The sequence below is a fragment of the Methylomonas sp. Uni0009 genome, from assembly GCF_054188105.3.
Genome location: NZ_JBTAFN010000001.1, coordinates 3989932 through 4003804, shown reverse-complemented (window position 1 = coordinate 4003804; position 13873 = coordinate 3989932). Strand labels below are relative to the sequence as shown.

Here is a 13873-nt window from a genome sequence, read left to right as displayed (position 1 = left end):
TAAAAAGCATAGGTTAGTAACTATTTGATTATTAACAACATAAAAAAATAATTGCAAATAATCGAAAAAAATTAACCTTTGCGGTTCCCTTTTTCGCTTTTCGATTGGCAAGTGAATTGAAACCTAAACAAACCAAGGGAGTGACCCCATGTCCAAGCGAAAACCCAAGTACCGCATCGACAAAACCAGTAGCAGCGTGCAACAAGCCCTGACCGGGTTGGTGCTGGCAACCTCGCTGGCGGCCATGCCCGCCCTTGCCGCCGAACCCGCCGGTACCGAGCGCAGCTATCACATCAGCAGTGGCACCTTGAGCCATGCGCTAAGCCAGTTCGCCGGCAACGCCGGGATTATGCTTTCGGCAGATGCCCGTTTAACCGATGGCAAAACCAGCCAGGGGCTGGAGGGAGAATTTACCGTAGAGCGAGGTTTACAGAAGTTGTTGGTGGGAACTGGCTTGACCTACACGTTTACGGCGGGTGATGCGGTGGCGATTAAAGTGGCGGAAGCGCCTGCTGACGTATCGACGTTGCCGGCGGTGAGGGTGGAGGGAAAGGCGGTTTATGATTCGGCTGATCCTTATAACCCGGATGACAATCGGAGAAACGCTTCAACTGCAACTAAAATCGACACGGCACTGATGGAAACTCCGATGTCCGTACAGGTGATTCCGCAAGCAGTTATTCGCGATCAACAAGCCTTTCGTTTGCAGGATGCCTTGAAAAACGTTAGCGGCGTGCAGCAAAAGTCTTCGAATGGCGGCACCACCGGTGGTGCCGATGCGTACGTGGTGCGCGGCTTTGAATTGGGCTTTAGAAGCAACTACTATCGCAACGGCATCCGCATGCAAAAAAGCAGCGCCGACTTTGCCAACCTTGACCGGGTTGAAGTCGTCAAAGGTCCGGCTTCCGGCTTGTACGGTCGTATCGAAGCCGGCGGTTTGATCAACTTGGTGACCAAAAAGCCCTTGGCCGACCCTTACTATTCGATCGAACAACGCTTTGGTTCCTACGATTATTACCGCACCGAAGCTACCGCGACCGGCCCGGTCACTGACGACAAATCGCTGGCCTACCGCTTGGACATGTCGTATCTCGATAGCAATTCGTTTCGGGACAACGTCTTTAATGACCGGATATTTTTCGCCCCCAGTCTGAGCTGGAAGCCTACGGATCGCACCGAGCTGAATCTTTCGGTGGAATACCTGGACGACGAAAAAACGTACGACTCGGGACTGCCGGTGACCGGCAACCGGGTCGCGCCGGCGCTGATTTCTCGAACCTTCGCCCAGCAAGGGCTGGCGGACAAGGACTCCTACTGGTTGGTCGATTTCAATTGGTCGCACAGCTTCAACGATAACTGGAAGATCAGAAACGGTATGGTCATTGTCGAAGGTGACGCCAATTTGCAAGAAACCTATGCCGACGGTAAGGCGGCGGTAAACGGCGATACGCCGCGCGGCGCCTGGTTTGGCGGTTTGGGGTACGATACTCAAACCGTGTATCTGGATTTGACCGGCAAATTCAATACCTTTGGCATAGACCACAACATGCTGATCGGTGGCGATTATTACCATCAGCGCACGCGCGACCAAGCGACGGCGCGTGCTCTGGATACGGTCAACATTTTCCAGAGCATGCCCTTGTTTGATGTACAAGCCGCCATGCAGCCACCATTTGGTTATAGCGCTATCGAAGACAATGAGTGGTTTGGGGTTTATGGTCAGGACGAGATCACGTTGTGGGATAAACTCCATGTCATGGGCGGTTTGCGTTACGACATTTCAACTTATGGCTACGGCTATTCCGATCAGAATTTGGCGCTGGCCAGTGCGGCATACGACGATATTGAGGAAAACAATTTAAGCCCGCGCGTCGGCATTCTCTACGAGGCGAGAGACTGGTTGTCGTTGTACGGCCATTATGTCGAGTCCTTCGGTGCTAACAACGGCCGGCAGGCGTCCGGCAAGCCGTTTGCGCCGCAGACTTCCGAGGAATTCGAGGGCGGTATCAAGACCTCGTTCTTCGACGGCAAGTTAACCAGCACTCTGGCTTACTACCATTTGACCAAGCAAAACGTGCTGACGCCCGACCCGGTGACGCCAAACATCAGCGTTGCCATCGGCGAAGCGCGCAGCCAGGGCTTGGAATGGGATGTCAGCGGCCAGTTGACGAATGCACTGAGCATGATCGGGACCTATGCCTATACCGATACCGAAATTACCAAGGACAACTCCGGCGTCCAAGGCAACCGATTACCCTACGCGCCACTGCATTCCGGTAGTTTGTGGGTGAAGTACGATTTTCAACAGGCGTTTTTAAAAGGCTTTAGCGTCGGCGCCGGCATTTATGCCGCCGATTTGCGCTATGGTGACCGGGACAACAGCTTTTATGACGACGCATATGCCCGCCTGGACTTAATGGCGGCTTATCGTATGAATATCGGCAAGACCCGCCTGACTGCCCAGGTCAACATCAACAACGTGTCTTCGACCCAGTATTACATCCAACGCGCAACTTGGTCGAATAACCCGGCGGAACCGCTTATGGCTTTTGGTTCGATTCGTTTGGAATATTGAGTGAGGGAAGTGGATGGCCAACACCGCCTCGCTGATTCTCCCCGCCGCTAGGCACTTAACTAAGCTAAAACGCCGCCGCAAGTTCTGGCTGCAAATTCATTTGTGGCTGGGCTTGCTGGCCGGTTCGGTTTTATTGATTGCCGGCCTGACCGGTAGCATCATTACCTTCTGGCAGGAGCTGGATGCGGTGTTGAACCCGACCATGCACCAGGTTTCGGCGGCGGCAGAGGGCGCAGCGGCTTACCGGCCGCTGGACGAGATTGTCGCGGCCGCCGATGCGGCGATGCCGGCCGACGCCAAACGCGGCTACATTTATTACCCGCGCCACGCCGAACAAGCCTTCTGGCTGTTTTACGAGCAGCCGGCCGGCGGCGAGGCACGTCAGCATACCTGGAACGCCTTCGTCGACCCTTACACGGCCCGAGTCACGGGCATCCGCTTGTGGGAGCATGCGGACGATTTATTAGCCGGTAGCCTGATCGGTTTTGTATTCAAGCTGCATTATGCCTTACTGCTGGATTGGGACGACGTCAGCTGGATCGTCGGTACCGTCGCCATTTTGAGTGCCATTTCAGTACTGACCGGTTTGATTTTGTGGTGGCCGCTGACCGGGCGCTGGCGCAGCGCGTTGACGATCAAACCGCGGGCCAGTGTCGAGCGTTTCAACCACGATCTGCACAAAACCCTGGGTTTTTACAGCGGCTTGATTCTGTTCGGGGTGTTGCTGTCCGGGGTGTATTTCAATTTCGGCGAGCCATTTCGCTGGCTGGTCGATTGCTTCTCGCCAACCAAGCCGCTGGAACAGTTCCATTCCGTCGCTCGCCCTGGCCCTAAGCCCCTCTCGGCAGATCAAGCCTTGATGCTGGCCGACCAAGCCACGCCGGCCGGCCAGTGGTATTGGCTGAAACTGCCCGATGCCGCCGATGGGACGTTCATTTTTACCAAACACGTTGATTTCGGCGGTGTGTTTCGCGGCCGTTGGCAAATAGTCTTAGACCAATCCGACGGGAAAATTCTGCATGTTGCCACGCCCTTGTCCGGCGGGGCCGGCAACGTGTTTTTACAGTGGCAGTGGCCGTTGCATTCCGGCCAGTTCCTGCGCCTACCGGGCCGTGTGCTGGTATTGGCCAGCGGGCTGGTTTGCGCGGCGCTGTTCGTCACCGGTTTGATTCGCTGGCTACAAAAGCGAAGGGCTGCAAAACAAGTGCGTATTCGAAAGCCTAACTAAACTTGTCGCAGGGCCGTAGGGGTGAGGCAAGAACCCCAACATGATGGCCTATCCCAATATTGATGGTCTAAAAGTGATCAATCACTTTATTGTTGCGTTGCTGATGGTTTGCGGGTGGTTTTATGGTTGTCGTGTTGCGGTTGGTGCCTCACCCCAACGATAAACTCAGGGCGAACGGTTTTTGATACGGATCAGCGCTAATTGGCATGCGTAGGTTTGGACAGCGTTACACAAAGTAGCCGGCTAATTGCTTAGTCTCTCGTATTTGGATTGGCTCGGCGGGTGGGGGCGGGATAAAAAAACGCCCCTGCCAACAAACTTGGTAGAGGCGGCGCGACAATCGCTAGAGGGTTAACTATTGTAATCTTAGAAACCTATTGGATAAGGCTAGTCTCCAGCTTACCCGCTGGGGCGGATGACTCCGCCCAACCGCCGCCCAAAGCCTTGTAAACAGCGGTCAAGGCGGTAGCCATGACGGTTTCGCTTTGCGCCAGCTGGCTTTGATCCTGCAACAAGCGAAGTTCGCTATCCAACACGGTCAGAAAATCCGCTATACCTTCCTGATAGCGCAGATGCGCCAGTGCCGCGGCTTTTTCGCTGGCCTGCGCCGCAGCCAGTAACGAGCTGCGGCGGGCGCGTTCTTGCCTGTAGCTGACCAGGGCGTTTTCGGTTTCTTCCAAGGCATTTAGTACGGTTTGTTCATACTGAGCCAGGCTGGCTTCGGCGCGGGCGTCGGCAGCTTTGATGCGGGCGTAAACCCGGCCTAAATCAAATGCTGCCCAGCTGATTTTCGGGCCAACTGAATAGGTTTCCGAGCCCGGAGCGACCAAGCCGGACAGGGTGCTGGCTTCCAACGACAGACTCCCAACAAACGTCACGCGCGGGAATAAGTCGGCCGTGGCCACGCCGATGCGGGCAGTGGCGGCGGCCAAGCTGCGTTCGGCAACCCGAATATCCGGCCGGCGGCGCAGGAGTTGCTCCGGGTTGCCGATTTGGATGGTATCGGGGGCTTTTGGTAGAGGCGCCGACTGCGAAAGGGTAGCTGTCAAGGCGTCCGGCATTTGCCCAGTCAATACGCTGAGCCTATGGATGGCTTGGGCGATGGCGCTTTCCAGGCGCGGTATGCCTGCTTTGGTGCTTTCCAATTGTGCCAGCGCTCTTGAAGTGTCCAGCTCGGTGCCGCGGCCGTTTTCCAGTTTGACTTGGGTCAGCGCCAGGGTTTGCGCCTGGTTGTCGGCATTTTTGCGGGCGACCGCTAATTGGTTTTGTAGACCGCGCAATTCAAAATAGTTACGAGCCGCTTCGGCAATTAAGCTGACGCCGATGTCGCGCAGACTGGCTTCTTGCGCTTCGACTTCGTCGTTGCTGGCCTCGACGTTGCGTCGCACCCGGCCGAAGAAATCGATTTCCCAGGAGGCATCGAAACCGGTGTTGTACAACTTCAATTCGCGCGGAAAAACCCCGGTGCGGTTATTGAATGAGCCGGTACTACGCTTTTGCTCGGTGTAATTGGCATGCGAAGTGACGGTCGGTAACAGGTTCAGGCCGGTTTCCAGATACAAGGCGCGGGCCTCGGCCAGATTGGCACGGGCGATTTTTAGTTCGTAGTTGTGGCTGATGGTGTTGTCGATCAACGTGCTTAATTGCGGGTCGTTGAACAGTTGCCACCATTGTTCTTCGATACCGCGATCAGAAAATTCTTGGGCGTTGGCAAAACTGGCGGGTAAATCCGCAGTGGCCGGCAATTCATAATCCGGGCCAACCGCGCAACCGCCGAGCAGCACGCTGATCAGGCCGGCAGCACTCAGGGCGTGATGCCGGAATTTGGAGGGGCGCAGACTCATTTGTGGGCCTCGATTGCGGGTTGATGACTGGTTAAATCGGTGGCTGTGGGGCGCAGGCGTTGGGCGATGGCTTGAACCACCACATAAAACACCGGGGTGAGTAACAAGCCGAACACCGTCACGCCGATCATGCCGCTAAACACCGCAGTGCCAAGCAGACGCCGAGATTCGGCGCCGGCGCCTTGGGCGATCACCAAAGGAAACACGCCCATGATGAAGGCAAACGAGGTCATCAGAATGGGCCGTAAGCGGATGCGCGAGGCTTCCACAGCAGCTTCGAAGCGGTTAAGACCGCTTTCTTGCCGTTGTTTGGCAAACTCCACAATCAAAATCGCGTTCTTACTCGCCAGCCCCACCAGTACGATGAAGCCGATTTGCGTGAAGATATTGTTGTCCATATGGCTCAACCACACCCCGGTCATCGACGATAAAATACACATGGGTACAATCAAAATCACCGCGAATGGCAGCGACCAGCTTTCGTATTGTGCGGCCAAGGCCAGAAAGACGAAGATCACGCTGAGCGGAAACACCAGCATCGCCACATTACCGGCCAATACCTGTTGTAAGCTCAGTTCGGTCCATTCGAAATCAAAGCCGGGTGGCAACTCGGCGGACAGCAGTTTGCTCATGGTGTCGATGGCCTGGCCGGAGCTGATGCCGGGCAGGGTGCCGCCGTTGATTTCCGCCGCCGGATACATGTTGTAACGGGTGATTTTGTCCGGGCCGGCGATCTCTTTCACCTCGCTGACCGCACCCAAAGGCACCATGCCGCCTTGGCGGTTTTTGGTTTTTAATTGGTCAATATCGCCCGGCAACATCCTGAATGGGGCGTCGGATTGTGCGGTGACTTGGTAGGTGCGGCCGAAGGCGTTGAAGTCGTTGACGTATAAGGAGCCCAGATAAATTTGCAAGGTATCGAACACGTCTTTCAACGGTACGTCCATCGCCTTCACCCGTGTTCTATCCACGTCCACAAACAATTGCGGCACGCCGGATCTAAACGTGCTGAACAATCCCACCAAACCGGGCTGTTGATTGCCCTTGCCCAACATTTCATTGTTGACGCGCTGCAATTCGTCCACGCCGGCGTTGTTTCTGTCCTCAATTTGCAGCTTAAAACCGCCGACCGAACTCATGCCGCGAATCGGCGGCGGCGCGAACACGGCGATGCGGGCGTTGGGAATCACGCTCAGGCGCTGTGTAAGGCTTTTGACGATCTCGTCGGCATGCAATTCGGGGTGACCGGCCCGGTCGGTAAATTCGCCTAAGCGGGCGAACATGGTGGCCACATTGGACTGGTTAGCCCCGCTTAGCACCGACCAACCGGCGTAGGCGTTGACGTGTTGTACGCCTTGCGTATCCAGAATGATCTTGCTGGCTTGTTGTACCACGTCCTGGGTGCGAGCGAGCGAAGCGGCGTCGGGCAATTGCGCGTACAACACCAGGTAGCCTTGGTCTTGCTGCGGAATAAAACCGGTCGGTACTTTCTCAAATGCCAGGAAATTCAAGCCGTTCAGGCCGACATACAGCACCAGAACGACAGCGGTCACGCGAATCAACCGGCCGACCAAGCGCGAATAGCCCACGCTGAAACGCTCGAAAAAGCGGTTAAACGCGCCGAAAAACCAACCGAACAACTTGTCGAATACTTTGGTGAAAGCGTCTTTATTGTCATGAGCGCGATCCAGCAGCAGCGCGCACAAGGCGGGGCTCAGTGTCAACGAGTTAAACGCCGAAATCACGGTGGACACCGCAATGGTCAAGGCAAACTGCTTGTAAAACGCGCCCGATACGCCAGTGATAAAAGCAGTGGGCACGAATACCGCCACCAGCACCAAGGCCGTGGCAACCACAGGGCCCACCACTTCTGACATGGCCAGGCGCGTGGCTTCTCGGGCATGTAGGCCTTCGGCGATATGCCGCTCGACGTTTTCCACCACCACGATGGCGTCGTCCACCACAATACCGATAGCCAGCACCAAGCCGAATAGCGATAGGGTGTTTAAGGAAATCCCCAAAGCCGACATCACCGCAAAGGTGCCGATCAACGAAACCGGCACCGCCAGCAACGGAATCACCGCTGCTCGCCAGTTTTGCAGGAACACGATCACCACCAAGACCACCAGCAGCAAGGCTTCGAACAGGGTCTCGACTACCGCGTCTATCGATTGCTCGACGAAGACCACGGTATCGTAAACCAGTTTGTAATCCAGGCCTTCCGGGAAACGGGTCTTCAGCTTTTCCATCGCCGCCATTACCGCGTTTTTGGTGTCGATGGCGTTGGAGCCGGGCAGTTGGAAAATCGCCAGACCGACCGTCTCGTCGCCGTCCAGATACAAGCCGGAATTGTAATCCTTGGCGCCCAGTTCGATGCGCGCTACGTCTTTTAGGCGCGTCACTTGGCCGTTTTCGCCTTGTTTGATGACGATCTCGCCAAATTGCTCGGGGGTGCTGAGGCGGCCCAGGGTGCTGACGGTGTATTGGTACTCTGCGCTGTTCGGCGAGGGTTGCTGACCGACCACCCCGGCCGCCACCTGCACGTTTTGTTCGCGCACCGCATTCACTACCTCGGCGGCGGTCAGGTTGCGGGCGGCGATGGTTTGCGGATTCAGCCACAGGCGCATGCTGTAATCGCGGGCGCCGAACAGCAGAATATCACCCACGCCGGGCAAACGCGCCAAGGTGTCGCGGATTTGCAGCAGCGCGTAGTTACTCATATAAACGCTGTCGTAGCGTTTATCCGGCGAGACCAGGTTAACCACCAGACTTAAATCCGGGCTGCGCTTTTTCACGCTCAAACCTTGGCGGCGCACTTCTTCCGGCAACTTAGGTTCGGCCAGCGCCACCCGGTTTTGCACCAAAACCTGGGCTTTATCCAGATTGGCGCCGGGTTTGAAGGTGACGGTCAAAGACATCGCGCCGCTATTGGTGGACTGCGAAGACATATACAACATGTCTTCCACGCCGTTCACTTCCTGCTCGATTGGCGTTGCCACCGTTTCCGCGACGACTTTGGCATTGGCGCCGGGATAGTTGGTGCTGACCACGACGGTAGGCGGAGCAATTTCCGGATATTGGGCAATCGGCAGACCGATCAGCGCCAAACCGCCGACTAGCAGGATGACAATCGACAACACCGCCGCAAAGATCGGCCGGTCGATAAAAAAATGACTGAATTTATCCATAGCTTATTGCGCTCCCGGCGCGGCCAAATCGATGCGTTCCGGATTGACTTTGGCGCCGGGTTTGAGCTTTTGCACGCCTTCTACTACCACCCAATCACCGGCTTGCAAGCCGCTGCGGATCACCCGCAACTCGCCGATACGCGAGCCGGGGGTAATTTGCCGGTATTCGGCTTGGTTGTCTTGATTGATGACCCAGACAAACTGCTGCGCCTGATCGGTCGCGACGGCGCGGTCGGGCAGTAACAGGGCAGGGTAGGATGCCGAGGCCTGCACCCGTAAGCGCGCAAAAAAGCCTGGGCTGAGCAATTCGTCCGGGTTGGCGAACACGCCACGTAAGCTCAGCGTGCCGGTGGCGGCATCCTCGCGCGGGGCGATGTAATCCAGCTTGCCTTGATGCGGAAAATCGGTTTCATCGGCCACCGCCAGTTGCACCGGTGTCCCTTTCAGATCGGCGGCGCTTTTGGCGTGTTGCTGGGCATGCCGGCGGTAACGCAACACCGATTGTTCGTCGGCATCGACGTACACGTACACCGGATCGGTGGACACAATATTGGTCAGCACGGTGTCGTCGGCTTTGACCAGGTTGCCGGCGGTGATCATCTCCCGGCCAACCCGCCCGCTGATGGGCGCGCGGATTTCGGTGTATTCCAGGTTTAATTTTGCGGTGTAGACGTTGGCTTCCGCCGATTCGACCGCCGCCGCCGCTTCGCGCAAGCCTTTGGTGCGCATGTCGTATTCTTCGGCGGAAATGGCTTTGGCTTTGAACAGATTCTCGGCGCGGGTCAAATCGTTTTTCGCCAGCTCGCATTTGGTTTTGGCGCGCTCCAGTTCGGCTTGCGCATAATTAAGCTGGGCTTTTAGCGGTTTAGGGTCGATTTGAAACAGCAAGTCGCCTTTTTTGACCTTGGCGCCGGCAGTGAAATTAACGGTATCCAAATAACCGCCGACCCGGGCGCGGATGTCCACCGAGTTGATCGCTTCGATCCGGCCGGTGTATTCGTCCCATTCCGTCGTTTCGCGGTTTAAGGGCTGCGCGATTTTTACATTGGGCGGCGGTGGCGCGGCTGTTGCGCCGGCAGGGGCTCCGGCATCGCCACAGCCAGCCAAAGTCAGTTGCAGGGCGATGCCGACCACGCCGAGCTTTACCACATGTCGCTGTGCTTGGCGATGGGTTTGCCTTGCAAAATCAGCCGCTACCGGCAATGAATGGGTCTGTTGGTCTGCAAGCGTCATGCGCGGGTTTTTTGCCATTGCCGTGTACTGCCTTAGTCGTCGTTTAACTAAAAATGGTAATATCTATTACCGTTTAGTCTAGGTTATCATCTTTATCCAAGTCAATTCATTTCGCGAATCACACAGCATGGTTAAATGTGGACGTCCCTGTAAGGGCGATGAACAGCAAAGCCGGGATCGATTACTCGATGCGGCCTTACAGCTTTTTCTTGAAAACGGTTACGGAAACCTGAGTATGGAAACCATCGCCCGCGATGCGCGGGTATCGCTACGCACCATCTATAGCCAATTCGGCGGCAAAGCCGGCTTGTTCGGCGCGTTGATCCGGCGTTGCAGTGATCAATTTATCGGTAGCCTGTCCGACGATTGCGAATTGGAAGAGGCGTTGACCAATTTTGCCCGGCAGTTTTTGTATCGGATTACCCGTCCGGATGTATTGCGGATGCGGGCGATATTGATCGGCGAATCACCTCGTTTCCCTGATCTGGCGACACAATTTTACGAACAAGGACCGCGCCGGACGCTGGGATTGTTAGCGCAGTTTTTTATCCGCCAGCAACAGGCCGGCTTAATGATAGATATGGACCCGTATTTCCTGGCCGACCAATTCATCAGTGCGGTGCGTGGCGAACGCTTACAGCGCTTACAGTTGGGTTTGGAGCCGACGCCCGACGAAGCGGAGATAGACGTTTGGGTGCGTCAGTCTGTCAGCTTGTTTTTGCAAGGGTGTCTGGTAACCCGTTAAGGCATTTCATGTGTCGCGGTGGCGGCATCCGTCAGACCTCGCAGTTAATCCATTCCGGTAACGGGGTTCCGGATTTCGCGGCGGTGACGATCATCAAGGTCCGGTTGTAGTGGGCGACTTTTTTCGGACACCGAGATAGGTCGTTGGGCTGCTATTTTCATTTCCTAGCCACAGGGCGGCAGGTAAGCCCATGGCTAATGACAAGCGCCGCATATTAGAGAAGTTGACAATATAGTCGGTCACAGCGCGAAAAGCCGCGGTTTGCTCAAACTAGAAACCTAATTAACGCGCTTGAATTAAAGTTAGGCAAATTTTTGCGTTCGACTCATTTTAAATCGACTATATTATTTCCATACCGTTCTTGTGGTCTGTCGGAAACTATCCTTTGCGGCAACTAAGCCGAACGGTTATGATCGAGCAGCTATTTTGTCTGAGCACGCTAATCCGCATCGAGTAACCACCAGACGGGCCGCGTTAGTCATAACTGACCTAGCGGCCTTAAGACAAAAAGCGGACAGGCGACCATTTCCATTCATGTCAGCAATTGGAATCGTATGCAACCGACCCTTCGAAATCGCAAACTCATCCGGATTCGGCTCAGCGCCGCTGCCTTAGCTTTCCTAATCAGTTGTCCGGTTCCCGGTCAAGCCGCTGAAGTGGTTCCCGAGGCGGGGTCGATTCTACGAAATATCAAACCCGAACCGATTTTGCCGGGTGATTCGAACGTCCCGTTCGAAATCACGGAGCAACCGGCGCCTGCCGGTGAAGGCGACATCCGTATTCAAGTTAAGGGATGGAAAATCAGCGGCGCCGAGTTGATCGGCGAAGCCGAACTACAGGCGTTTCTGAAAGACCACATCGGCAAGGACTTAAGCTTGGCCGAACTGCGCAAGATCACTCGCGATATAGCAGAGTATTACCAGCAACGTGGCTTTTTTGCCCGCGCGGTATTGCCCGCTCAGCAAATTCGCGACGGCATCGTCGAAATCCTGATCCGCGAAGCGAAATTAGGCAAAGTGGAGGTCGACGACCCGGCCGCCGTCTACCGAAACGATATTCCCCGACAAACCATGTTGGCGGCTCAGCCCACAGGGGAGGCTTTGCGATTGGCCGATATGCAACGCGGCATCCTGCTGTTGAACGATCTGACCGGCGGCACGGTTTCTTCCACTCTGAAGGCCGGTGCTAGAGCCGGCGAATCCGACCTGCTGCTGAAAATCGATCCCAGCAACTTAATCAGCGGCTCCGTGGATTACAGCAATACCGGCGTGCGCTCAGTCGGCATGAACCAATTCGGCGGATCGCTAAATCTGAATAATCCGTTGCGCCTCGGCGATCTGGCCTCGTTACGGGTTCAAGGCGGCAGCGGTAACGTTTACGGCAGAATTGCCTATTCGCTGCCGGTAGGCTACTCCGGGCTGCGGATTGGTCTGGCCGCGTCCGCGCTGGACTACACCCTGGGTGAACCCTTTCAGTCATTGGACGCTCAAGGTTCGGCCTGGACCGGCGGTACCTTCGCCACCTATCCCTTGCTTCGCGGGGTGAGCACTAATCTTTACGTGGCCAGCGGTTTCGACGATCGCCACTATTACAACACCAGCCTCGGGAGCGTGGTCAGCGATAAAGAGGTACAAAGCGGCTACATCGGTCTGAGCGGCGATCATCAGGACGACTTGCTAGGCGGCGCGGTCACGCTATTCGGCGCAACAATGGTGGCGGGCAACCTGGATTTGTCGGGAAGCTTGACCGACCAGACTCAAAACCGGGCCACGGCCCGCGCCGGCGGCGCCTATCAAAAGTTCTCGCTTAACGCCTCCCGTCTACAAAGCCTGACCGACAAATTGCGCTTCTATGCCGGCGTCAGTGGACAACTGGCCACGAAAAATCTGGATTCTTCCGAAAAATTCAGTCTGGGCGGGCCTTTCGGCATCAGAGCTTATCCAGTCAACGAAGCCCTGGGCGACGAAGGCTATCTGATGAATTTTGAACTACGCTACGAAGTTTACGAGCATGTCGAATTGGTCGGCTTCATCGATCACGGCGGCATCACGCTGCACAACGACCTCTGGCCGAATGCCACCGAAGGCGGGCCTAATCATTACACGCTCAGCGGCGGCGGCTTCGGAATCAACTGGGTGGTACCCGGTAATTTCGTCATCCGCGGCAGCGTTGCCCAACGCATAGGCGCCAACCCAGCCCGTTCGGCAGACGGCAACGACTCGGACGGCACTTACAAAACGCCTCATTTTTGGGTCAGCCTGAGCAAAGCGTTTTAAAAGTCTTTTGACGCCATTTTTCCACCCACTCAATCGGCGATACCACTGTGGATAACCAATTGCTGTTTTATAAACGCATCGTCAGTTTGAACCCAGCCGCTCACGGCCGGTTGCATATCGCGCCGTCCGAAGACGTCAGTTACGCGCGCGTCAGTAACTCGGTGCCGCTGATTGGTCCCGAATTCAGCGAAGCCGGCAAGGAATACCCGATCGCCTTCGCCAAAGCCGGCGACGGCCACTTCGTTCCGGTGGTAGTGCTGGGCTTGAACGACGGCGAAAACCTGTTCGTCAACGCTGCTGGCCGTTGGACCGGACATTACATACCAGCCTTCGTCCGCCGATACCCGTTCGTACCTGCCGAACAGGCCGAAGACAAGCAATTGGTCGTCTGTTTTGACGACACTTGCCCGCGTTTTAACGAAACGGCCGGCGAGCCTTTGCTGGTCGACGGCGCACCGTCAGCTTACCTGCAACAAATCATCGCCTTTTTGCGCGAGTTCCACGCCGAATCGCAGCGGACCGCGCAATTCGCCGCCACCTTGCACGAATTGGACCTCTTAACTGAGCGTCGCGCCGATGCGGTATCACCGAGCGGCGAGCGTTACTCCTTATCCGGCCTTTGGATCGTGGACGAGGCGCGCTTCCAAAAAATCGGCCGCGATGCGTTGGACAGCCTGTTCCAAGCCGGCTGGTTAGGATTGATCTATCTGCACTTGGCGTCGTTGAGCAATTTTGCCCGCCTATTGGAGCGTAAAGCCGCCGTAAGCACCGAATAACCGCACTG

General features: G+C 56.0%; 8 protein-coding genes. 5 read left to right on the top strand and 3 right to left on the bottom strand.

Annotated features, from left to right (window positions below; genetic code table 11):
- Positions 1-148: 148 nt before the first annotated feature.
- Complete coding sequence (locus ACWAU0_RS18320; RefSeq protein WP_458137526.1) at positions 149-2575, top strand: TonB-dependent siderophore receptor; 2427 nt, start codon at positions 149-151, stop codon at positions 2573-2575.
- Positions 2576-2588: 13 nt separating this feature from the next.
- Complete coding sequence (locus tag ACWAU0_RS18315; RefSeq protein WP_458137525.1) at positions 2589-3803, top strand: PepSY-associated TM helix domain-containing protein; 1215 nt, start codon at positions 2589-2591, stop codon at positions 3801-3803.
- 374 nt (positions 3804-4177) lie between these two features.
- Here the strand turns inward: ACWAU0_RS18315 and ACWAU0_RS18310 are convergent, their stop codons facing one another.
- Genes ACWAU0_RS18310 through ACWAU0_RS18300 form a run of 3 tightly spaced genes read right to left on the bottom strand, consistent with a single transcriptional unit; the run spans position 4178 to position 10086 of the window.
- Positions 4178-5647 carry an efflux transporter outer membrane subunit gene (locus ACWAU0_RS18310; RefSeq protein ID WP_458137524.1) on the bottom strand — a complete coding sequence of 490 codons (1470 nt, stop codon included), beginning with the start codon at positions 5645-5647 and terminating at the stop codon, positions 4178-4180.
- Complete coding sequence (locus tag ACWAU0_RS18305) at positions 5644-8835, bottom strand: efflux RND transporter permease subunit (protein ID WP_458137523.1); 3192 nt, start codon at positions 8833-8835, stop codon at positions 5644-5646. The genes ACWAU0_RS18310 and ACWAU0_RS18305 overlap by 4 nt, the downstream gene beginning before the upstream one ends.
- Positions 8836-8838: 3 nt before the next feature.
- Positions 8839-10086 carry an efflux RND transporter periplasmic adaptor subunit gene (locus ACWAU0_RS18300; protein ID WP_458137522.1) on the bottom strand — a complete coding sequence of 416 codons (1248 nt, stop codon included), beginning with the start codon at positions 10084-10086 and terminating at the stop codon, positions 8839-8841.
- Between the two features lie 109 nt (positions 10087-10195).
- Here ACWAU0_RS18300 and ACWAU0_RS18295 point away from each other — a divergent pair, with 109 nt between their 5' ends.
- From ACWAU0_RS18295 to ACWAU0_RS18285, 3 genes are all read left to right on the top strand, one after another.
- Positions 10196-10813, top strand: a complete 618-nt coding sequence (locus ACWAU0_RS18295; RefSeq protein WP_033156190.1) for a TetR/AcrR family transcriptional regulator — start codon at positions 10196-10198, stop codon at positions 10811-10813.
- Between the two features lie 554 nt (positions 10814-11367).
- Positions 11368-13089 carry a ShlB/FhaC/HecB family hemolysin secretion/activation protein gene (locus ACWAU0_RS18290; RefSeq protein ID WP_033156191.1) on the top strand — a complete coding sequence of 574 codons (1722 nt, stop codon included), beginning with the start codon at positions 11368-11370 and terminating at the stop codon, positions 13087-13089.
- A 47-nt stretch (positions 13090-13136) separates the two neighbouring features.
- Entirely contained in the window at positions 13137-13865 is a 729-nt protein-coding gene (locus ACWAU0_RS18285; protein WP_458137521.1) for a SapC family protein, read from the top strand.
- Positions 13866-13873: the final 8 nt, after the last annotated feature.

Excerpts from the sequence above, each read along its gene's own strand:
- ACWAU0_RS18320 (WP_458137526.1), top strand. The coding sequence starts at position 149 with ATGTCCAAGCGAAAACCCAAGTACCGCATCGACAAAACCAGTAGCAGC.
- ACWAU0_RS18315 (WP_458137525.1), top strand. The coding sequence starts at position 2,589 with ATGGCCAACACCGCCTCGCTGATTCTCCCCGCCGCTAGGCACTTAACT.
- ACWAU0_RS18310 (WP_458137524.1), bottom strand. The coding sequence starts at position 5,647 with ATGAGTCTGCGCCCCTCCAAATTCCGGCATCACGCCCTGAGTGCTGCC.
- ACWAU0_RS18305 (WP_458137523.1), bottom strand. The coding sequence starts at position 8,835 with ATGGATAAATTCAGTCATTTTTTTATCGACCGGCCGATCTTTGCGGCG.
- ACWAU0_RS18300 (WP_458137522.1), bottom strand. The coding sequence starts at position 10,086 with ATGGCAAAAAACCCGCGCATGACGCTTGCAGACCAACAGACCCATTCA.
- ACWAU0_RS18295 (WP_033156190.1), top strand. The coding sequence starts at position 10,196 with ATGGTTAAATGTGGACGTCCCTGTAAGGGCGATGAACAGCAAAGCCGG.
- ACWAU0_RS18290 (WP_033156191.1), top strand. The coding sequence starts at position 11,368 with ATGCAACCGACCCTTCGAAATCGCAAACTCATCCGGATTCGGCTCAGC.